The organism is Pseudomonas aylmerensis, from assembly GCF_001702265.1.
GTDB classification, from domain to species: domain Bacteria; phylum Pseudomonadota; class Gammaproteobacteria; order Pseudomonadales; family Pseudomonadaceae; genus Aquipseudomonas; species Aquipseudomonas aylmerensis.
This window is the reverse complement of record NZ_MAUE01000005.1, coordinates 182,404-201,960: the sequence shown is the minus strand read 5'-3', so window position 1 is coordinate 201,960 and position 19,557 is coordinate 182,404. Positions and strand designations below refer to the sequence as shown.

The window sequence follows — 19,557 nt, the reverse complement described above, 5'->3', positions numbered from 1 at the left end:
GAAGATTCCTACGACATAGCAAGGAGCTAACATGTCAGGTCCAGAACTCGCAGCACCCGAAAAGAACCCGCCTACCCTGCGCTTCGAAGGGGGTGAACACACCGCCATCGGCGACGACACCCTGTTGCGCTTTGCCAAGGACGCCCCGGCGATTCCTGCGCGCCAGGTCGAGTTGCACCTGCCCAACGGGCTGGCCCTCACCTACGGCCAAGTGATCGCCCTGGGCGGCGACTTTTATGGCATTCCCGGCCAACCCATCAGCGACGGCGCCTCCCCCGCCGAGCGCATCCAGCGCTTTACCGCCGCGTTCAACTCCCTGGCCGTGTTGCCCGCTTCACGCGAGGAAGCGCACAAGATCCTCGCGGTCATGCAAAAGGAAATCAACGCGGTCAACCAGGCAATCAAGGACGGCAAGCAAGCCCATGAAGCCTATGACGCGCTGGGTGATACGTTGTCCGAGGAATGGAACCGCATCACCGGCGGCGGCAGTGCGGTGTCGGCGCTGATTCCCCTGGGGCGCTACTTGAAACTGGCGGCGGACAATGCCGACCACTTCGGCGAATGGGCACTCTCGGCGTACCTGGCAGGCCATACGGCCGCGCTGCAGCAAGCCGCGGTGGCGCATCAGACCGGTACCGACCAGGCGCTGGAACTGGCGTATGCGATGAACAGTTTTGCCGATCACTTCCTGACCGACCTGTTTTCCGCCGGGCACCTGCGTGTGCCGCGCAAACAGCTGGCCGCCGTGGTCACGCCAGGGGAGTTGGGTTCGCTGATCAGCCGCTTCATGCACGATGAAGACAGCAAGTTCGGCCTCAAGGTACGCAACGCCATGGGCGACCAATGGCACGCCTATGGGGACAAGCGCTACTTCGACGCCATCGACGCGGACAATCGGCTGCAGGTCAAACGCGCGGTACAGGCCTCGGCTGATGAAATCTTCGCGACCTTTATCAGCGGCGTGGCGCCCTCCCCGGCCACGTTCAAGGCGCCGCTGTATGTGCCGGACCTGAATGCCGCGCAGAATCCGGCGAACAACTTCTCGCCGCTGTTCAGGGTGGAGGGAGACAAGGTGCTGCGGCGCAAGGATGTGAATGACCTGAACGACAGGCACTGGACCAATGATTGGTGGGGATGGAGTACGTACCTGCTGCTCAAGGACTACAAGCCCAACCAGCCCGCAAGCTAAGGACACGCATTACTCCAGACAATGGAGATCAACTGTGCGAGCTGGCTTGCCTGCGATGGCGGAGTGTCAGTCAAACCTCACTGGCTGATACTCCGCTGGCGCCGGCAAGCCGGCGCCTAAAGAACCCTTCAGCCGCGCTGCGCTTCTGCCTCTTCGTGGGCATGGCGCAGCCGCTCACGGCTATTGGTCAGGTGCAAGCGCATGGCCGCCCGCGCCGCGTCCGAATCCTGGCGCGCAATCGCCTCATAAATCTCTTCGTGCTCGCGGCTCAGGCGACTCATGTAGTGCTGCTGGTCATCGTGGGCCAGGCGCGCCGAATTCAGGCGGGTACGCGGAATGATGCTGGTGCCCAGGTGGGTCATGATATCGGTGAAATAGCGGTTGCCGGTGGACAACGCGATTTCCAGGTGGAAGGCGAAGTCTGAGGCGACCGCATCGCCAGCGTGCGCGGCGCTTTCATTCAGGGCGTCGAGGGCGGCACGCATGGCTGCCAGTTGCTCGTCGCTGCGGCGCAATGCGGCCAGGCCAGCGGATTCGACTTCCAGGCTGATACGCAACTCGAGAATCGCCAGCACATCACGCAGGGTCACCACCGTGGCCGGGTCGATGCGAAAGCCGCTCGGGCTTGGCGTATCGAGCACGAAGGTGCCGATGCCATGCCGGGTTTCCACCTGCCCCGCCGCCTGCAAGCGCGAGATGGCCTCGCGCACCACGGTACGGCTGACACCATGGGCGTCCATGATGGCCGACTCGGTGGGCAGTTTGTCACCGCGCTTGAGCTGGCCGTCACGGATCTGCTCGGACAACACCGTGACCAATTCCTGGGCAAGGCTGCGACGCTTGCGGGGAAGACGAGGGGCGGTGTTGGCGTTTTCCATGATGGATCATCTTTCTCGGTGAACTTGAGCACGCATCATAGCCCATGGCGGTTGTACGATCACCGTCCTGTCACGACTTTCATCCATATCCTGCGCGCAAAAAAATGCCCCGACACAGGTCGAGGCATTTTCCCGGCTCATCCGAAGATGAAAGCCGCTTACTTCACCACTTTCAGGCTCGGCCGACCGCTTGGACGCGGTGGCTCGGCATCCGGTGGCGGCACATCATCACCGTCTTCGCTTTCGATCGCTTCGTCATCCTCGAAAGGCGACTCCAGATCGAACACCATGCCTTGGCCATTTTCCCGGGCATAGATCCCGAGGATGGCGCCAATCGGCACGAACAACGTGTGCGGCACACCGCCGAAACGCCCTTCGAAACTGACCGCTTCATTGTCCATGTGCAGGTGGCGCACGGCACTCGGTGATACGTTCAGCACAATCTGTCCATCACTGGCAAAACCCTGCGGTACCTGAACCGCAGGAAATTCGGAATTGACCAGCATGTGCGGGGTGCAATCATTGTCCACAATCCACTCATAGAGCGCGCGGACCAGGTAGGGTCGACTGGAGTTCATCAGCGGCTCCTTAAGCCTTAGCGCATATCGCGTTCGACACCAGACAGACTCGCCTGGAAAGCCTCACGCGCAAACTGGCGCTCCATGTAATCAAGCAACGGCTTGGCCGGCCGTGGCAGTTCAATGCCCAGGATCGGCAAGCGCCAGAGTATGGGTAATAGGCAGCAATCCACCAGGCTTTGTTCCTCGCTGAGGAAAAAAGGTTTGTCGGCGAACAGCGGCGAAACACCGGTCAGGCTCTCACGCAATTCCTTGCGTGCCTGCACCCGAGCGGCTTCTTTGCTACGTGTATCCAGGATCACATCCACCAGCCCGCACCAGTCACGCTGGATCCGATGGATCAGCAGGCGGCTGTTGGCACGCGCTACCGGGTACACCGGCAGCAAAGGCGGATGAGGGTAACGCTCATCCAGATATTCCATCACCACAGTCGACTCCCACAACGCCAGGTCACGATCGACCAGGGTGGGCAAGCTGCCGTAAGGGTTCACTTCGATCAGTTTCGGCGGCTGACGGCCCGCCTCCACACTGATGATCTCGGCGCTGACACCCTTCTCTGCGAGCACGATACGTACTCGGTGGGAATAGTGGTCGGCGGGGTCGGAGTAACAGGCCAACCGGTTGGTCACGCCCATGGCGGTCCTCCTCGCTTGTTGAAATTATCGAAAGCTCAAAAACGAGCGCGCCCAGGGAGCATCTCTGTAGTGGGAATTACCCGATCACTACGTGTTCAGAGATGCCGCTGGGCGCGCAAGATTAACAGCAATTGCTTACGGTTGGATCAATGCACATCCTTCCAGTATTCGCGTTTGAGCAGATAGGCGAATACGAAGAAGAAGGCCAGGTACAACAATACATAGGTACCAATGCGCTGGTGCTGCAGTTTGACCGGGTTGGCCGAGTAGGCCAGGAAGGTCACGAGATTCTTGACCTTCTCGTCGAACTGCTCGTCAGTCAGTGCACCGGGGGTGTCTATCTTCAGTTGATCGCACGCCTCATGCGTCAGCGGCGTGCCGGTCAACGGATCGTATTGCTTCTTGCCGTCTTCAACGACCTGGACCTGCTTGCATCCTACCACTTGCTTGCCTTGCAGGCTGACCAGAACGTTAGGCATACCGACGTTCGGGAATACCCGGTTGTTCACGCCCCAAGGGCGCGTCGGGTCTTCATAGAACGATTTCAGGTAGCCGTAGAGCCAGTCGGTGCCACGAACCCGCGCCACCAGGGTCAGGTCAGGCGGTGCAGCACCGAACCAGGCCTTGGCGTCTGCAGGCTGCATGCCGATGTTCATGTGGTCGCCGATCTTGGCGCCGGTGAACACCAGTTTTTCCAGCATCACTTCATGGGGAATCCCCAAGTCATCGGCAACACGCTCATAGCGCTGGAACTTGGCGCTGTGGCAGCCCATGCAATAGTTGGCAAACGTACGGGCGCCGTCTTGCATGGCGGCTTTATCCGAGACGTCGATATCGACCGATTCCAGCTCCGGACCGCCGTGCTCGGCAGCGAAGGACAGTAGCGGCAGGGCCGCAAGCATCAATGCAACGAATAACTTTTTCATCAGCCAGTCACCCTTTCCGGAACCGGTTTGGTCTTCTCGAGCCGGGTGTAGAACGGCATCAGAATGAAGTAGGCGAAGTACAGGAAGGTGCAGACCTGCGACAGCAACGTCAGCTGCGGTGTCGGCGCCTTGACGCCCGTCCAGCCCAGCAGCACGAAGCAGATGCAGAACACCCACAGCCAGATCTTGCTCAGCCAGCCCTTGTAGCGCATGGACTTGACCGGACTACGGTCGAGCCAGGGCAGCACGAACAACAGCGCGATCGAAGCCCCCATGGCAACCACACCCATGAGCTTGTCGGGGATCGCCCGCAAAATGGCGTAGAACGGCGTGAAGTACCAGACCGGTGCAATGTGCTCCGGCGTCTTGAACGCGTTGGCCTGTTCGAAGTTGGGTTTTTCGAGGAAATACCCGCCCATTTCCGGGAAGAAGAACACGATGGAGCAGAAGATGAAGAGGAACACCACCACACCGACGATATCTTTCACGGTGTAGTACGGGTGGAAGGGAATGCCGTCCAGCGGTACGCCGTTTTCGTCTTTATGCTTCTTGATGTCCACACCGTCCGGGTTGTTCGAACCCACTTCGTGCAGCGCCAGGATATGCAGCACGACCAGGCCGAGAATCACGATCGGCAGGGCCACGACGTGCAAGGCGAAGAAGCGGTTCAAGGTGATGCCGGAGATCAGGTAGTCACCCCGGATCCACTGCGTCAGGTCGTTGCCGATCACCGGGATCGCACCGAACAGCGAGATGATCACCTGGGCACCCCAGTACGACATCTGGCCCCATGGCAGCAGGTAGCCCATGAAGGCCTCGGCCATCAGCGCCAGGTAGATCAGCATGCCGAAGACCCACACCAGCTCACGAGGCTTCTGGTACGAACCGTAGAGCAAACCACGGAACATGTGCAGGTAGACCACGATGAAGAACGCCGACGCGCCAGTGGAGTGCAGCAGGCGCAGGATCGAGCCGTACTCGACATCGCGCATGATGCCTTCAACGGAGGCGAAGGCTTCTTCGGCTGACGGCGTGTAGCTCATCGTCAGCCAGACACCGGTGACCAGTTGGTTGACCAGCACCAGCAGGGCCAGGGAGCCGAAGAAGTAGAAGAAGTTGAAGTTTTTCGGAGCGTAATATTTGCTGAGATGGTCTTCCCACATCTTGGTGGCAGGAAAACGCGCATCCACCCAATCCATGAACTTGCTCATCAGGCTTTCTCCCCCTCGTCGACGCCAATGACAATGATGCTGTCAGTCTCGTAGTGATGTGGCGGAACTGGCAGGTTCAGTGGTGCGGGTTGTGACTTGTAGACGCGGCCAGCGAGGTCATAGTGAGAACCGTGGCAGGGGCAGAAATAGCCGCCGACCCAGTCCTTGCCCAGATCCGCAGGCGCCACTTCCGGGCGGAAGGTGGGGGAGCAACCCAAGTGGGTGCAGATACCGATCAGCAGCAGAATCTCAGGCTTGATCGAACGCATTTCCTTATCGACGTAGGCGGGCTGGTCGGAATTCTTCGAATCGGGATCAGACAAGCGATCTTCGATTTTCTTCAGATTCCCCAGGATCTCCTCAGTACGACGAACAATGAAGACCGGCTGACCGCGCCACTCAGCAATCATCTGCTGGCCTGGGTCGATCTTGCTGACATTCACTTTCACCGGTGCACCTGCGGCTTTCGCCTTGGCACTGGGAAACCATGACCCCACGAACGGGACCGCAGCCCCCACCGCTCCTGCAGCACCCACCACGGATGTGGCTGCTACCAAGAAGCGACGCCGGCCTGCATTCACGCCGTCATTGCTCATTCAGTCCTCTCCCATCAGCTTTTTGGCCTGTTAAATCAGGCGTCTACTAAGTGTTGAATCTTTACTTATAAAAATTTTGCCGAATGGTAATGAAAAGCCCCACGTATGACAAGGGAATTGCCCGGGCCTCCGCCTCCAGGCCTTGTAGTATAGGGGGTCTACGGATGTGGCAAGTTGTCACGCGCAAATTTGTGCATAAATCGCAGGCAATAAAAAACGCCCAGCTCCGTGAGGAGGCTGGGCGTTTTTGTGGAACGTAAAGCGAATTAACGCTTCGAGTACTGCGGACGCTTACGCGCTTTACGCAGACCGACTTTCTTACGTTCAACTTCACGGGCATCGCGAGTTACGAAGCCAGCTTTGCGCAGAGCGCCACGCAGGGTTTCGTCGTACTGCATCAGAGCGCGAGTGATACCGTGGCGGATTGCGCCAGCTTGACCACTTACACCGCCACCGATAACGGTGACGTAGATGTCGAACTTTTCAACGGTCTCGGTCAGTTCCAGCGGCTGACGAACTACCATGCGGGCAGTTTCGCGGCCGAAGAAGTTGTCCAGGGAGCGGTTGTTGATCGAGATGTTACCAGTGCCCGGACGCAGGAAAACGCGTGCGGTTGCGGTTTTGCGACGGCCAGTGCCGTAATTTTGAGTCGCCGACATAATGAACTATTCCGTTAAAACTTCAGTTCTTGGGGCTGCTGAGCAGCATGAGGGTGTACAGCGCCCGCATAGACTTTCAGCTTGCGAAACATATCGCGACCCAGTGGGCCCTTCGGCAGCATGCCTTTGACCGCGATTTCGATCGGGGCTTCAGGCTTCTTGGAAATCAGGCCTTCAAAGTTGGAAGACTTGATACCGCCTGGGAAACCGGAGTGACGGTAGTACATTTTGTCTTGCGCTTTGTTGCCGGTAACACGAACCTGCTCAGCGTTGATGATCACGATGTAGTCACCGGTGTCAACGTGAGGGGTGTACTCAGGCTTGTGCTTGCCACGCAGACGGCTGGCGACTTCAGTGGCCAGACGACCCAGGGTCTGACCAGCGGCGTCGACGACAAACCAGTCGCGCTGAACTGTTTCCGGTTTTGCAGTAAAAGTTGTCATTCTTTAATAGCCTCAGGGGCCGCCCTGTAAATTAGACGGCGGATCTTACTGAATAGTGCGTACTTTGACAAGTCAAAGGCAGCCGGATACAGACGCTATCGGGGGCTCGGGTCGGCGCGTCCGTTCAACGGCAAGATTCTTCGGCAGGCGGCGCATCACTTCCACTGCAGAAAGAGGTGGGCAATTATGCAGATTGCGAAAAAAAATTCAACCTGCTTTTATGATTGTTTTCCCCGAAGGAGTACCCGATGGATTATCGACAGCTGGGCCGCACCGATCTGAACGTGAGCGCGATCGCCTTGGGCACCATGACCTGGGGTGAGCAGAACAGCGAGGCAGAGGCCTTCGCTCAGATCGAACGGGCCAAGGCCGCGGGGATCAACTTCCTCGACACCGCGGAAATGTACCCGGTACCGCCCAAGGCCGACACCTATGCCACCACCGAGCGTTATATCGGTAATTACTTCAAGAGCCGCGGCGACCGTGCCGACTGGGTGCTCGCCAGCAAGATCGCCGGCCCCGGCAACACCATCGACTACATTCGCGACGGCCACCTGCGCCACAACCGCAAGCACATCGTCGAGGCTCTCGACGCCAGCCTCAAGCGCCTGCAAACCGACTGGATCGACCTCTACCAGCTGCACTGGCCGGAGCGCAGCACCAACTTCTTCGGCCAACTGAGCTACAAGCACAAGGACGAGGACGACCTCACCCCGCTGGAGGAAACCCTCGAAGCGCTGGACGAGCAAGTGAAGGCCGGCAAGATCCGCCACATCGGCCTGTCCAATGAAACGCCATGGGGCACCATGAAATTCCTCGCCCTGGCCGAAGCCCGTGGCTGGACCCGCGCGGTGTCGATCCAGAACCCCTACAACCTGCTCAACCGCAGCTTTGAAGTGGGCCTGGCGGAAGTCGCGATCCGCGAACAGTGCGGCCTGCTCGCCTACTCGCCCCTGGCGTTCGGCATGCTCAGCGGCAAATACGAAAATGGCGCACGCCCGGCCAAGGCGCGCCTGACGGAATACAGCCGCTTCAGCCGCTACTTCAACCCGCAGTCGGAAGCGGCGTGCAGCCGCTACGTGGCACTGGCGCGCGAGCATGGCCTGGACCCGGCGCAGATGGCCCTGGCGTTTGTGACACAGCAGCCGTTCGTGACCAGCAACATCATTGGCGCGACAAGTCTGGAGCAACTGGACAGCAACATTGCCAGTGCCGACCTGAAGCTGCCGAAGGAAGTGCTGGAAGGGATCGAGGCGATTCAGAAGGATCATCCGAACCCTGCCCCTTGATTAATTAACCAGCCCGACACCGCCCCCGTGGCGAGCGGGCTTGCCACAACAGCCCAGCGTTCCGTGGTCAAAGCGCCCGCGCAATAATCTCCTTCATGATCTCATTGGTCCCCGCGTAAATCCGCTGCACCCGCGCATCCGCCCAGGCCCGGGCAATCGGGTATTCCCACATGAAACCGTAGCCGCCGTGCAACTGCACGCATTCGTCGAGCACCTTGCATTGCAGGTCCGTGGCCCAGTACTTGGCCATCGCGGCGGTGGGCACGTCCAGCTTGCCTTCCAGGTGCAGCGCCAGGCACTTATCGACGAACACGCGGCCGATCTGAATCTCGGTAGCCATCTCCGCCAACTTGAACCGCGTGTTCTGGAAGTCGGCGATGGCCTTGCCGAACGCCTTGCGCTCACGGGTGTATTCCAGTGTCCACTGCAACGCCGCCTCGGCGGACGACAGCGCGCCAATTGCCACGGTCAGGCGCTCCTGGGGCAACTCCTGCATCAGGTACGCGAAGCCCATGCCCGCTTGCCCGAGCAGATTCTCCTTGGGTACGCGCACATCCTGGAAGAACAGCTCCGAGGTGTCCTGGGCCTTCATGCCGACCTTCTCCAGGCGCTTGCCCTTGTCGAAGCCCGGCGTGTCGGCTTCCACCAGGAACAGGCTGGTGCCCTTGGCGCCGGCCTTGGGATCGGTCTTGGCGACCACGATCACCAGCTCGGCAAGAAAGCCATTGGTGATAAAGGTCTTGGAGCCATTGATCACATACTCATCGCCATCCAGCACGGCCGTGGTCTTGACGCCTTGCAGGTCGGAGCCGGCACCGGGCTCAGTCATGGCAATGGCGGTGACCATTTCGCCGGAGATCAATTTAGGCAGGTACTTGTGCTTCAGCGCCTCACTGCCGTAATGCAGGATGTACGGCGCGACAATGTCCGAATGCAGGGAAAACCCGATGCCGGTGAGCCCGAGCCGGCTGATCTCCTCGATCACCACCGCGCTGTAGAGAAAATCCGCCCCCAGGCCGCCGTACTCCTCCGGCAGATGGGAACACAGCATCCCCGCCTCCCCCGCCTTGCTCCACAGGGCACGGTCGATATAGCCCTGTTTCTCCCATTGCCCGTGGAACGGTGCGGCGTCTTTTTCAAGGAAGGTGCGCACGCTCTCGCGAAAGAGTTCGTGCTCCGGGCTGAACAAGGTTCTGGGGATCATGGTTCACCTGCTGGGATTGTCGGACAAGAACGAGCCCACAGAGCCTATGCCGCGAAGGCATCACAGGACACTGGACACATGCGACAAAAAATAAGACGATCCAGCCGTCTGGTGACCACTTTCCCCTATAAGAATAAATGAAATTATGTCTAACCAAATCTCCACGCCGTTGCGGCGCGTCAGCATTTTGGCCATTGATCGGGTATTCGCTTCAACCCTCATGCAAGCCAAGGATTTCTTCCACCTCGCCAGCCTGCGGTATGGCAAACAGCAAGGCCTGGGCCTGACCCCGGCATTCGAGACGCGCCTGGTCAGCCCCGACGGGCAGTCGGTGCGCAGCTTCAGTGATGTGATCATGCCGGTGGACGGCGGCCTCGAAGACGCCGACATCATTGTGTTGCCGGCCTTCTGGGATGATTTCGACGCCCTGTGCACGCGTTACCCGCAAGTGCTGCCCTGGCTGCGCGAACAACACGCCCGTGGCGCCGTCCTCTGCGGCGAAGCCACCGGGGTGTTCTGGCTGGCCGAAGCCGGCCTGCTCGATGGCAAGGAGGCGACCACCTATTGGCGTTTCTTCAATGCCTTCGGCGAACGCTTCCCCAAGGTCCAGCTCAATCAGGACAAGCACCTCACCGATGCCGACAACCTGTACTGCGCCGGCGGCACCACCTCGGCGTGCGATCTTTATATCTACCTGATCGAGCGCTTCTGCGGCGCCAACATCGCCCAGGCCGTGGCCCGCGATATTCTCTACGAAGTGCAGCGCAGCTACTCGCCTGGGCGCATCGGGTTTGGGGGGCAGAAGCTGCACCAGGACGTGATCATCCTGCAGATCCAGCACTGGCTCGAAGAGCATTTCGCCGACAAGTTCCGCTTCGAAGACGTCGCCCGGGAACACGGCATGAGCATCCGCAACTTCATGCGCCGCTTCCAGACCGCCACCGGTGACAAGCCCCTGCATTACCTGCAGCGGCTGCGCATCGAAACCGCCAAGGGCCTGCTCTCGGCCAGCCGCAAGAGCATCAAGACCATCAGTTATGAGGTGGGTTACGACGACGCAAGTTTCTTTGCGCGGCTGTTCAGGCAGCACACGGAGCTGTCGCCCAACCAGTACCGCCAGCAGTTCCAGCAGGCCGCATAACCAAGGCTGTACACAGCCCCATGTGGGAGCTGGCTTGCCTGCGATAGCGGTGTATCAGTGAGTATATCTGTCGCTGACCCGCCGCATTCGCGAGCAAGCCCGCTCCCACCTGTGATCTGCGCTGTGCGGGAAATCACGCATAAAAGGCCCGCATCCAGCAGCTCCAGCAAAGCCGCATAACCGAGGCTGTACACAACCCCATGTGGGAGCTGGCTTGCCTGCGATAGCGGTGTATCAGTGAGTGAATCTGTCGCTGACCCACCGCCATCGCGGGCAAGCCAGCTCCCACCTGTGATCTGCGCTGTGCGGGAAATCACGCATAAAAAGGCCCGCATCCAGCAAGCCGCATAACCAAGGCCAAACGCGGTAGAAAACTGTGGGAGCGGGCTTGCTCGCGAATGCGGAGTGTCAGTCAAAACATTCGTCACTGATACACCGCCATCGCGGGCAAGCCCGGCTCCCACTTCTGATCTGCGCTGTGCTGGAGATCACGCATAAAAAAGGCCTGCATCCAGCAGTTCCAGAAAAGCCGCATAACCGAGGCTGTACGCAACCCCATGTGGGAGCTGGCTTGCTCGCGAATGCGGAATGTCAGTCAAAACATTCGTCACTGATACACCGCATTCGCGGGCAAGCCCGGCTCCCACATTTGATCTGCGCTGTACTGGAGATCTCCCATAAAAAAAGACCCGCATCGCTGCAGGCCTTTTTTATTTCGAGCACATCGACTACGGCTTGTGGCCGCGTGACAGGAACTCGTGGGACTGCATTTCCAGCAAGCGGCTCAGCGTGCGCTGGAACTCGAAGTTCAAGCGGCCGCCGGTATACAGGTCCTTGAGCTCGACTTCAGCCGAGATGATCAACTTGACGTTGCGGTCATAGAACTCGTCGACCATGTTGATGAAACGGCGCGCAATGTCGTCGGTGGTGACGCCCATCTGCTCGACGCCGCTCAAGATCACCGCGTGGAAGATCTTGCCCAGTTCGATGTAGTCGTTCTGGCTGCGCGGGCCGTCGCACAGTTGACGGAACTCGAACCAGGCCACGTCATCGCAGGTGCGCAACGCGATGATTTCGCGGTTCTCGATCATCAACTTGTCGTTTTCCACCGCCTTCGTGCATTCCGGCGTCAGCGCGCGGAAGCTTTTCTTCAGGCTGTCATGCGCCGCTTCGTTCAGCGGGAAGTGGAACAACTCCGCTTGCTCGAGGTGACGCAGACGGTAGTCGACGCCGCTGTCGACGTTGACGATCTCGGTGTTCTGCTTGATCAGCGCGATGGCCGGCAGGAAGCGCGCACGCTGCAGGCCGTCCTTGTACAAGCCGTCGGGCACGATGTTGGAGGTGGCGACCAGGGTCACGCCGTTCTTGAACAGCTCTTCCATCAGGGTGCCGAGGATCATGGCATCGGTGATGTCGGAGACGAAGAACTCATCGAAGCAGATCACCCGCGCTTCTTCGGAGAAGCGCTTGGCGATGATGGTCAGCGGGTTCTTCTCGCCCGGCAGGGTCTTCATCTCTTCGTGCACACGCTTCATGAAGCGGTGGAAGTGCGTGCGGACCTTTTCCTTGAACGGCAGCGCCTCGAAGAACGTGTCGACCAGGTATGTCTTGCCCCGGCCGACGCCACCCCAGAAATACAGGCCCTTGACCGGCACGTGGTCTTTCTTGCCAAACAGCTTGCTGAACATCCCTGGTTTGCTCTGCGAGGCCGCGACCAGGTCGTCGTACAGGCGCTGCAAATGACGCACAGCATTTTCCTGGGCGGCGTCGTGGAAGAACTCAGGGCGTTTCAGATCAGCTTGATATCGTTCTAGGGGCGTCATAATTTCGTTAGCAAGGCAACAAAAACGGGCCGTCACTGTAACGACGGCCCTGGATAATGGCAATCAACCCTTGGTCGGGTTAATCCTCGATTGGGGTCAACGCAACGCGCAGCGCTTCAACGGCGGCATCGCGCGCCGTGCTGTCGGCGAACTCGGCGCTGTCAGCGACGGCGGCGCCGTCCAGCCATACGCTGAAGCTCAGGGCCTCGGTGCGTACGTCCAGCGCGGTGCCACTTTGCAGTTGCTTGGTCACGGCGCCCGCCGCCTTGCCATCGGCAAAGTTGCGCGACAGCAGCAATTGCTCGCCATCGGCGGCCAACAGGCGGAAGCGGAAACTGCCGTCGTCTTCACGAAAGCTCACGAAGCGCGCGGCTTTCGCGGCTTTTTTCTTGGTGGCGACCGGCGCGGCCGCCTGGTTGACGAACGAGCGCAGGCCAACCGCTTCGCGCAACTGGGCGAGGAACGGCGCAGCGACGGCACGGGCTTTCTTGGCGCCGACCAGCAGCAGGTCTTCCATGTCCGAAGGGCGCGACATCAGCTGGTGGTAACGCTCACGCGGCTCGGCCAGTTGGCTGTCCAGCAGTTGGAACAGACGGTTCTTCGCCTCGCCCCAGCCCAGCCCTTGCAGCAGCTCCGCGCGGAACTCTTCTTCCTGGGCCTTGGTTGCAAAGGCCTGGTACAGGGTGAACAGGTGCGAGTTGTCCGGGTCCTTGGCTTCGCCCGGCGCGCGGGAGTCAGTGACGATCCGCGAGATCGCGTCCTTCATGTCCTTGGCGCTGGTGAACAGCGGGATGGTGTTGTCGTAGCTTTTCGACATCTTGCGGCCATCCAGGCCCGGCAAGGTGGCGACGCTTTCTTCGATCAGCGCCTCGGGCATGGTGAAGAATTCCTGACCGTTGCCGAACAGGTGGTTGAAGCGCTGGCCGATGTCGCGGGCCATTTCCACGTGCTGGATCTGGTCGCGGCCGACCGGCACCTTGTGTGCGTTGAACATCAGGATGTCCGCCGCCATCAGCACCGGGTAGCTGTACAGGCCCATGCTGATGCCCGCATCCGGGTCTTCGCCGGCTTCGACGTTCTTGTCCACCGAGGCCTTGTAGGCGTGGGCGCGGTTAAGCAGGCCCTTGGCGGCCACGCAGGTGAGCAGCCAGGTCAGCTCGGGAATTTCCGGGATGTCGGACTGGCGATAGAACGTTACCCGGTTCACGTCCAGGCCACCGGCCAGCCAGGTCGCGGCGATTTCCATGCGCGAGCGCTGGATGCGCTGCGGGTCATCGCACTTGATAAGGGCGTGGTAGTCGGCCAGGAAGTAGAAAGAGTCGGCATTGGCGTCCTGGCTGGCGAGAATCGCCGGGCGGATCGCACCGGCGTAGTTGCCCAGGTGCGGCGTGCCGGTGGTGGTGATGCCAGTGAGGATACGGGTACGAGTCGTCATGGGTAATCGCTTATCAGACTGCTATCAATTCGAGAGACGCGGCAGCACCAGATCCTTGAGATCGGTCAGCTTGCCGTGAAAAAAGTGTCCGCATTCTGCCACTTTCAGCAGCTCATGGGGGCGTTTCAGGGCGGCGGACCAGTCGTAGACGACTTGCGGGTCGACCACTTCGTCGGTTTCCGGCTGGATCAGGGTCAATGGGCAACCCTGGGGCAGCACGTCGGTATCACGCAGGCGCATCACCGCCGCGGCGACCATGAACAGGTGCGCGAGCTTTTCGCCCTTGGCTTCCAGGCGACCGCCCAGGCTGGCGGCCACGTAGCCTCCGAAGGAAAAACCCAGCAGCGTGATCGGCAGGTCGGGGTGCTTTTCCCGTAGCCAGGTGGCGGCCGCTTCGGCATCGTCCACTTCACCGGTGGCCATGTCGTGGGTGCCGGCACTCGCACCGACGCCACGATAATTGAAACGCAAAGTAATCAAACCGGCATCGCGGGCGGTGCGTTGCAGGGTCGATACAACTTTATTGAGCATGGTCCCGCCTTGCACCGGGTTAGGGTGGCAGATCAGCGCCAGGCCACGTGGCTCGGGGTGATCAAGGTACAGGGCTTCCAGTTGGCCTACCGGGCCATCGATCAAAACGGGGGTTTCACGCATGAGCAAGGAATGAACTCCGTGACCTCTCAAAGGGTCGACTCGTCTAGCTAAAAGTCTGTGCATGGCATCATTGCGAGCTTAATCGCGGTATACAGCGCAGGTCCGAGCCGTTAACGTAAAGCAAAGCCGTTTATAGAGGAAGGACTCGTGGAACACTCGCTCTTAGTTTGGTTGTTGCCGACTCTTGCCCTGGTTGCCGGTGTCGCCATTGGTTTCCTGGTTGCTCGCTTGCTGCCGAATGCCGCGCCTAACCGCACGCAGCGTCAGCTGGATGACATCCAGGAACGTTTTGACAGTTATCAGAACGAGGTTGTTACCCACTTCAACAGCACCGCGACCCTGGTCAAGAAGCTCACCCAGAGCTACCAGGAAGTACAGGATCACCTCGCCGATGGCGCCAACCGCCTGGCCCTCGACGACATCACCCGCCAGCGCCTGCTGGCCGCGCTGCATTCCGATGCACCGCAAGCTCCACGCGAGCGCCTGACCCCACCCCGGGAAAACCAGGAGCCGCCACGGGACTACGCGCCAAAAACGCCAAACGCCCCGGGCATGCTGGATGAGCATTACGGCTTGAAGAAGTAAATCATCTTCAAGCACTGAAAAAGCCCGGCTGATCGATGATCAGCCGGGCTTTTTTGTGGGTGCAAATCCATCAGGCAACCGCGCTCAACTGTGGGAGCTGGCTTGCCGGCGATGGCGGTGGGTCATTCAGCATCTGTGTCACTGAGACACCGCATTCGCGGGCAAGCCCGCTCCCACACTTTGATTGAGCCCAGGCTCGGGAGCGGCGTTGCTGCTGCGGCAACCCGCTCTCGATCTACATATGCTGCCCTTGGGAGCCAAATCCATCAGCCAACCCCGTCCAACTGTGGGAGCTGGCTTGCTGGCGATGGCGGTGGGTCATTTAGCCTCTGTGTTACTGAGACACCGCATTCGCGGGCAAGCCCGCTCCCACATTTAGATTGAGCCCAGGCTCGGGAGAGGCGTTGCTGCTGCAGCAATTCGCTTTCGATCTACACATGCTGCCCTTGGGAGCCAAATCCATCAGGCAACCCCGCTCAACTGTGGGAGCTGGCTTGCCGGCGATGGCGGTGGGTCATTCAGCATTTGTGTCACTGACACACCGCATTCGCGGGCAAGCCCGCTCCCACATTTAGATTGAGCCCAGCCTCAGGCTACGGGTTGCTCTTGCAGCAACCCGCTCTCAATCCGCACATGCCGTCCATGGAAGCGCTTGAGGCTGCTGCGATGGCCGACGCTGACAATGCTCAACCCCGGCAGCTCATCGATCAATGCCTGATACAGGCTCGCCTCATCCTCTTCATCCATCGCCGAAGTGGCTTCGTCCATGTACAGCCATTGCGGTGCAAACAGCAACGCGCGCGCGAAGGCCAGCCGCTGCTGCTCGCCCGGCGAGAGCATGCGCTGCCAGTGGTTGGCCTCGTCCAGGCGTGCGACCAGATGCGGCAGGCGGCAGGTTTCCAGCACCTGTGCATAACGTTCTGCCGGATAGACGCTGTCGTCCTGTGGATAACTCAACACGGCCTTCAAGGTGCCGATCGGCAGATAAGGTTTCTGCGGCAGGAACAAATAACGCGCCGCCGGCAGGCGAATACTGCCGTGCCCCGCCGGCCACAGATGGCCCATCGCACGCAGCAGGGTACTTTTGCCACTGCCGGAACGCCCGCTGAGCATCAGGCGCTGGCCAGGCTCCACGGTCATGTCGGCGGCGGTGAGCAAGTGGCGGCCATCGGCCAGGTCCATACCGAGGTCCTGCACCACCAGGCGCTCGCCTTCCGCGCGCACATCAATCGCCGGCGCACGCTGCTCGTTATCACGCATGGCCTGGTGGAAGCTCAGCAGACGATCACTCGTGGCGCGCCACGACGCCAGCTCCGAATACGCACTGATGAACCAGCTGAAGTTCTCTTGCACATTGCCGAACGCAGAGTTGATTTGCATCAGCTCGCCCAGCTCGATCTTGCCGGTGAAATAACGCGGGGCGGCGACGATAAAGGGGAAGATGATCGCGATCTGGCTGTAGCCAGCGGTGAAGAAGGTCAGGCGCTTGGACACTTTCATGATGTCCCAGAAGTTGTGCCAGACCTTGGCGAAGCGGGCGCTCAAGCGCTGGTTTTCATTCGGTTCGCCGTTGTACAGGGCGATGCTCTCGGCGTTTTCGCGCACGCGCACCATGGAGAAACGCAGGTCCGCTTCGAAGCGTTGTTGTTGGTTGCTCAGGCCGATCAAGCGACGGCCGATGAGGTGCGTGAGCCAACTGCCGACGGCGGCATAAAGCAGCGCACACCAGAACATGTAGCCCGGGATGGTGATGCCAAACACTTCGATGCTGCCCGACACGCCCCACAGGATGATCGAGAACGACACCAGGCTGACCACGTTGCGTAACAGCCCCAGGCCCAGGCTCAAGGTGCTTGAAGTGAAGTTGTTGAGGTCTTCGGAAATCCGCTGGTCCGGGTTATCGGTGTAACCGCCCTGCTCCAGCTGGTAGTAGTTCTTGTGGCCCAGCCAGCGCGCGAAGTGCTGCTCGGTAAGCCAGGCCCGCCAGCGGATGGTCAGCATCTGGGTCAGGTACAAGCGGTACACCGCGCCGAGAATCGCCACGGCGGCGATCCCGCCGAAGTAGCCGATCAACTGCCAGAAAGCCGCCGTGTCCTTCTTCTCCAAGGCGTTGTAGAAGTCTTTGTACCAGTGGTTGATCCAGACCGAAATTGCCACGCTGAACAACGACAGGCCAATCACCGCAGCCAGCAGCAGCCAGGCCTTGCCTTTCTCTTCACTGCGCCAATACGGCGTGATCATCGCCCAGGTTCGGCGGAAGAATTGCCCACGCACCGCGTCATTGACCGCGGAATACTCAGCGTTCTGATTCATCGTTCAGGCTCGGTAGGGTAAAGAATGACAGGCGTTTGAACCGATCATAGACGATCGGTTCAGGGCTCCGTGCGGCCTGAAGCAGATTGTTCAGACTTCGTTCAGCGCCGTACCGGGCGCTTCTGCAACTTGCGCTGCAAGGTGCGGCGGTGCATGCCGAGGGCGCGGGCAGTGGCGGAGATGTTGCCTTCGTGCTCGGTCAGCACGCGCTGGATGTGTTCCCACTGCAGGCGGTCAACCGACATCGGGTTTTCCGGCACCAGGGTGTCGAGGTCGGCGTGCTCGGAGAGCAAGGCGGCCAACACGTCGTCGGCGTCCGCCGGTTTGCACAGGTAGTTACAGGCGCCGCGCTTGATGGCCTCGACAGCGGTGGCGATGCTGGAGTAACCGGTAAGGATCACCACGCGCATTTCCGGGTCGAGCTCCAGCAGCTTGGGCAGCAGCACCAGGCCGGAGTCGCCATCCATTTTCAGGTCGAGCGCGGCATAGTCCGGCAGGTCGGCCTGGGCGATGGTCAGGCCCTCCTCGGCCGAACCTGCGGTGCTCACGCGAAAGCCGCGACGACTCATGGCGCGCGCCATCACGCGGGTAAAGGTGGCGTCGTCATCTACCAGCAGCAGGTGCGGCAGTTCTTCGCCTTCGACTTGGATCTCGTCACTCATCGATATCTCCTCGTGCGACACGGGGCAGGCGCAGCTCGGTGAGCGTGCCACCTTCCTCATGACTATAGAGCTTCACTGAGCCGCCCGCGCGGGTCACGCTGGCCTTGCTCAAAAACAGGCCGAGGCCGAAGCCTTTGCCCTTGGTGGTAAAGAAGGGTTTGCCGATCTGCTCGGCAATGGCCAGCGGCACGCCCGCGCCGTGGTCGCGAATGCTGATGGTGACGTTTTCGGCGTCCCAGTCCAGTTGCACGCCCAGGCCTTCGGGGCAGGCGTCGGCGGCATTGTTCAGCAGGTTCAGCAGCGCTTGGGTCAAGTCTGGCGGCGGCGCCATGCGTGGCACTGTGCCCTGCCCCAGCAGGTTGAAACGGTAACTGGCCTCGGGACGCATCAGGTGCCAGCGGTTCAGGGCTTCGTCGAGCCACTGGGTCACATCCTGCATCTCCACCGCCAGGCGGCGATTGGCCTCGGCGGCGCGCACCAGTTGCTGCAGAGTCTGCTTGCACTGCTTGACCTGTTCCTGCAGCACGCTCAAATCGTCCTGCAGGGCCGGGTCGTGATGGTCCTGGGTCATTTCCTTGAGCAGCACGCTCATGGTCGCCAGCGGTGTACCCAATTCATGAGCGGCGCCGGCAGCCTGGGTGGCGACCGCGAGCAACTGTTGGTCGCGCAGGCCTTCTTCACGACGAATGGCGCGCAATTCTTCCTGGCGGCGCAACTCTTCGGCCATGCGAGCGGCGAAGAAGGTGATCACGGCGGCGGACAGCGCAAAACTCAGCCACATCCCGTAGATCTGCAGGTTTTCGCGGGCGATGGGGAAGGTTTGCAGCGGATAGAAGCGCGCGAGCAACAGGGTGTACAGGGTCAGGGCGATACCCGACAGCACCACCGAGTAGCGCCACGGCAAGGTTACGGCGGCGATGGTCAGTGGCACCAGGTAATAAGACACGAACGGGTTGGTGGAACCGCCGGAGAAATACAGCAACACACTGTGGATAAACAGGTCGCAGGCCAATTGCAGGGCGTATTCCAGCTCGGTCACCGGCCACGTGGTGCGCAACCGGATCGCGGTGAACACGCACAGCACGATGGAGAAACCGAGGGTCACGGCCAGTTGCAGCCACGGCAGCGGCAACAGGTCGAACCAATAGGCGAGCCCGACGGAGCCGGCCTGCGCGGCCAGTACCAGGGTGCGGATGAACGTCAGGCGCCAGAGGTTCTGGCGGGTGGCGGAAGTCAGTTTTACGGCGGCGAGCATGAGCTCTCCCGGTGAGCGCTGCAGGCGGATCGGCACGAGTATAAACGAAGCGGCGCCTCGGGCATTGGGTGTGTGGCTCTT

The 19,557-nt window shown here is 60.3% G+C and carries 19 protein-coding genes; 4 read left to right on the top strand and 15 right to left on the bottom strand.

All coding sequences use genetic code 11. The features are described 5' to 3' along the window. Nucleotides 1–31: 31 nt before the first annotated feature. Nucleotides 32–1,189 carry a phospholipase gene (locus BBG20_RS04720; RefSeq protein WP_065900676.1) on the top strand — a complete coding sequence of 386 codons (1,158 nt, stop codon included), beginning with the start codon at nucleotides 32–34 and terminating at the stop codon, nucleotides 1,187–1,189. Nucleotides 1,190–1,317: 128 nt separating this feature from the next. On the opposite strand, the gene BBG20_RS04715 is transcribed toward BBG20_RS04720, so the two are convergent. The 8 genes from BBG20_RS04715 to rplM all read right to left on the bottom strand — a co-directional run bounded on the left by BBG20_RS04715 (nucleotide 1,318) and on the right by rplM (nucleotide 7,115). Continuing rightward, a complete protein-coding gene (locus BBG20_RS04715; protein WP_025856285.1) occupies nucleotides 1,318–2,067 on the bottom strand; it encodes a FadR/GntR family transcriptional regulator in 750 nt (249 codons plus the stop codon). 158 nt (nucleotides 2,068–2,225) lie between these two features. Next, complete coding sequence (locus tag BBG20_RS04710) at nucleotides 2,226–2,645, bottom strand: ClpXP protease specificity-enhancing factor (RefSeq protein ID WP_065900671.1); 420 nt, start codon at nucleotides 2,643–2,645, stop codon at nucleotides 2,226–2,228. A gap of 17 nt (nucleotides 2,646–2,662) precedes the next feature. Continuing rightward, nucleotides 2,663–3,280 (bottom strand): glutathione S-transferase N-terminal domain-containing protein, encoded by a 618-nt coding sequence (locus tag BBG20_RS04705; RefSeq protein ID WP_010213164.1) that lies wholly within the window; start codon nucleotides 3,278–3,280, stop codon nucleotides 2,663–2,665. A gap of 146 nt (nucleotides 3,281–3,426) precedes the next feature. Continuing rightward, entirely contained in the window at nucleotides 3,427–4,206 is a 780-nt protein-coding gene (locus BBG20_RS04700) for a cytochrome c1 (RefSeq protein ID WP_065900669.1), read from the bottom strand. After that, a complete protein-coding gene (locus BBG20_RS04695; RefSeq protein ID WP_065900667.1) occupies nucleotides 4,206–5,417 on the bottom strand; it encodes a cytochrome b in 1,212 nt (403 codons plus the stop codon). The genes BBG20_RS04700 and BBG20_RS04695 overlap by 1 nt, the downstream gene beginning before the upstream one ends. After that, nucleotides 5,417–6,013: a ubiquinol-cytochrome c reductase iron-sulfur subunit gene (petA, locus tag BBG20_RS04690; protein ID WP_065900662.1), complete on the bottom strand. Its 597-nt coding sequence runs from the start codon at nucleotides 6,011–6,013 to the stop codon at nucleotides 5,417–5,419. The genes BBG20_RS04695 and petA overlap by 1 nt, the downstream gene beginning before the upstream one ends. A gap of 266 nt (nucleotides 6,014–6,279) precedes the next feature. Further along, the gene (rpsI, locus tag BBG20_RS04685) at nucleotides 6,280–6,672 is read right to left on the bottom strand and encodes a 30S ribosomal protein S9 (RefSeq protein WP_002555064.1); all 393 of its coding nucleotides are present in this window, start codon (nucleotides 6,670–6,672) and stop codon (nucleotides 6,280–6,282) included. A 14-nt stretch (nucleotides 6,673–6,686) separates the two neighbouring features. Further along, a complete protein-coding gene (gene rplM, locus BBG20_RS04680; RefSeq protein WP_003171742.1) occupies nucleotides 6,687–7,115 on the bottom strand; it encodes a 50S ribosomal protein L13 in 429 nt (142 codons plus the stop codon). Between the two features lie 248 nt (nucleotides 7,116–7,363). On the opposite strand from rplM, the gene BBG20_RS04675 reads away from it, so the two are divergent. Then, the gene (locus BBG20_RS04675; RefSeq protein ID WP_065900660.1) at nucleotides 7,364–8,404 is read left to right on the top strand and encodes an NADP(H)-dependent aldo-keto reductase; all 1,041 of its coding nucleotides are present in this window, start codon (nucleotides 7,364–7,366) and stop codon (nucleotides 8,402–8,404) included. A gap of 67 nt (nucleotides 8,405–8,471) precedes the next feature. Here BBG20_RS04675 and BBG20_RS04670 read toward each other — a convergent pair whose 3' ends face one another. Further along, complete coding sequence (locus BBG20_RS04670) at nucleotides 8,472–9,608, bottom strand: acyl-CoA dehydrogenase family protein (RefSeq protein ID WP_065900659.1); 1,137 nt, start codon at nucleotides 9,606–9,608, stop codon at nucleotides 8,472–8,474. A 220-nt stretch (nucleotides 9,609–9,828) separates the two neighbouring features. On the opposite strand from BBG20_RS04670, the gene BBG20_RS04665 reads away from it, so the two are divergent. Next, nucleotides 9,829–10,749, top strand: a complete 921-nt coding sequence (locus BBG20_RS04665; RefSeq protein ID WP_177343923.1) for a GlxA family transcriptional regulator — start codon at nucleotides 9,829–9,831, stop codon at nucleotides 10,747–10,749. 728 nt (nucleotides 10,750–11,477) lie between these two features. Here the strand turns inward: BBG20_RS04665 and zapE are convergent. The 3 genes from zapE to BBG20_RS04650 form a co-directional block, all read right to left on the bottom strand. Then, on the bottom strand, nucleotides 11,478–12,572 hold the full coding sequence (zapE, locus tag BBG20_RS04660) for a cell division protein ZapE (protein ID WP_065900657.1): 1,095 nt from the start codon (nucleotides 12,570–12,572) through the stop codon (nucleotides 11,478–11,480). Nucleotides 12,573–12,651: 79 nt separating this feature from the next. After that, nucleotides 12,652–14,007: a tryptophan--tRNA ligase gene (locus BBG20_RS04655; protein ID WP_065900653.1), complete on the bottom strand. Its 1,356-nt coding sequence runs from the start codon at nucleotides 14,005–14,007 to the stop codon at nucleotides 12,652–12,654. Nucleotides 14,008–14,031: 24 nt separating this feature from the next. Beyond that, nucleotides 14,032–14,661 carry an alpha/beta hydrolase gene (locus tag BBG20_RS04650; protein WP_065900651.1) on the bottom strand — a complete coding sequence of 210 codons (630 nt, stop codon included), beginning with the start codon at nucleotides 14,659–14,661 and terminating at the stop codon, nucleotides 14,032–14,034. Between the two features lie 147 nt (nucleotides 14,662–14,808). Here BBG20_RS04650 and BBG20_RS04645 point away from each other — a divergent pair, with 147 nt between their 5' ends. Next, nucleotides 14,809–15,246 carry a YhcB family protein gene (locus tag BBG20_RS04645; protein WP_017138275.1) on the top strand — a complete coding sequence of 146 codons (438 nt, stop codon included), beginning with the start codon at nucleotides 14,809–14,811 and terminating at the stop codon, nucleotides 15,244–15,246. 588 nt (nucleotides 15,247–15,834) lie between these two features. Here BBG20_RS04645 and BBG20_RS04640 read toward each other — a convergent pair. The 3 genes from BBG20_RS04640 to BBG20_RS04630 all read right to left on the bottom strand — a co-directional run bounded on the left by BBG20_RS04640 (nucleotide 15,835) and on the right by BBG20_RS04630 (nucleotide 19,476). Further along, the gene (locus tag BBG20_RS04640; protein ID WP_065900650.1) at nucleotides 15,835–17,559 is read right to left on the bottom strand and encodes an ABC transporter ATP-binding protein/permease; all 1,725 of its coding nucleotides are present in this window, start codon (nucleotides 17,557–17,559) and stop codon (nucleotides 15,835–15,837) included. A gap of 101 nt (nucleotides 17,560–17,660) precedes the next feature. Further along, nucleotides 17,661–18,221 carry a response regulator transcription factor gene (locus BBG20_RS04635; protein WP_003171731.1) on the bottom strand — a complete coding sequence of 187 codons (561 nt, stop codon included), beginning with the start codon at nucleotides 18,219–18,221 and terminating at the stop codon, nucleotides 17,661–17,663. Beyond that, nucleotides 18,214–19,476, bottom strand: a complete 1,263-nt coding sequence (locus BBG20_RS04630; protein WP_065900649.1) for an ATP-binding protein — start codon at nucleotides 19,474–19,476, stop codon at nucleotides 18,214–18,216. The genes BBG20_RS04635 and BBG20_RS04630 overlap by 8 nt, the downstream gene beginning before the upstream one ends. Nucleotides 19,477–19,557: the final 81 nt, after the last annotated feature.

What these genes read in the sequence shown, in the direction of transcription:
- BBG20_RS04720 (WP_065900676.1), top strand. Translation starts at nt 32, where the DNA reads ATGTCAGGTCCAGAACTCGCAGCACCCGAAAAGAACCCGCCTACCCTG.
- BBG20_RS04715 (WP_025856285.1), bottom strand. Translation starts at nt 2,067, where the DNA reads ATGGAAAACGCCAACACCGCCCCTCGTCTTCCCCGCAAGCGTCGCAGC.
- BBG20_RS04710 (WP_065900671.1), bottom strand. Translation starts at nt 2,645, where the DNA reads ATGAACTCCAGTCGACCCTACCTGGTCCGCGCGCTCTATGAGTGGATT.
- BBG20_RS04705 (WP_010213164.1), bottom strand. Translation starts at nt 3,280, where the DNA reads ATGGGCGTGACCAACCGGTTGGCCTGTTACTCCGACCCCGCCGACCAC.
- BBG20_RS04700 (WP_065900669.1), bottom strand. Translation starts at nt 4,206, where the DNA reads ATGAAAAAGTTATTCGTTGCATTGATGCTTGCGGCCCTGCCGCTACTG.
- BBG20_RS04695 (WP_065900667.1), bottom strand. Translation starts at nt 5,417, where the DNA reads ATGAGCAAGTTCATGGATTGGGTGGATGCGCGTTTTCCTGCCACCAAG.
- petA (WP_065900662.1), bottom strand. Translation starts at nt 6,013, where the DNA reads ATGAGCAATGACGGCGTGAATGCAGGCCGGCGTCGCTTCTTGGTAGCA.
- rpsI (WP_002555064.1), bottom strand. Translation starts at nt 6,672, where the DNA reads ATGTCGGCGACTCAAAATTACGGCACTGGCCGTCGCAAAACCGCAACC.
- rplM (WP_003171742.1), bottom strand. Translation starts at nt 7,115, where the DNA reads ATGACAACTTTTACTGCAAAACCGGAAACAGTTCAGCGCGACTGGTTT.
- BBG20_RS04675 (WP_065900660.1), top strand. Translation starts at nt 7,364, where the DNA reads ATGGATTATCGACAGCTGGGCCGCACCGATCTGAACGTGAGCGCGATC.
- BBG20_RS04670 (WP_065900659.1), bottom strand. Translation starts at nt 9,608, where the DNA reads ATGATCCCCAGAACCTTGTTCAGCCCGGAGCACGAACTCTTTCGCGAG.
- BBG20_RS04665 (WP_177343923.1), top strand. Translation starts at nt 9,829, where the DNA reads ATGCAAGCCAAGGATTTCTTCCACCTCGCCAGCCTGCGGTATGGCAAA.
- zapE (WP_065900657.1), bottom strand. Translation starts at nt 12,572, where the DNA reads ATGACGCCCCTAGAACGATATCAAGCTGATCTGAAACGCCCTGAGTTC.
- BBG20_RS04655 (WP_065900653.1), bottom strand. Translation starts at nt 14,007, where the DNA reads ATGACGACTCGTACCCGTATCCTCACTGGCATCACCACCACCGGCACG.
- BBG20_RS04650 (WP_065900651.1), bottom strand. Translation starts at nt 14,661, where the DNA reads ATGCGTGAAACCCCCGTTTTGATCGATGGCCCGGTAGGCCAACTGGAA.
- BBG20_RS04640 (WP_065900650.1), bottom strand. Translation starts at nt 17,559, where the DNA reads ATGAATCAGAACGCTGAGTATTCCGCGGTCAATGACGCGGTGCGTGGG.
- BBG20_RS04635 (WP_003171731.1), bottom strand. Translation starts at nt 18,221, where the DNA reads ATGAGTGACGAGATCCAAGTCGAAGGCGAAGAACTGCCGCACCTGCTG.
- BBG20_RS04630 (WP_065900649.1), bottom strand. Translation starts at nt 19,476, where the DNA reads ATGCTCGCCGCCGTAAAACTGACTTCCGCCACCCGCCAGAACCTCTGG.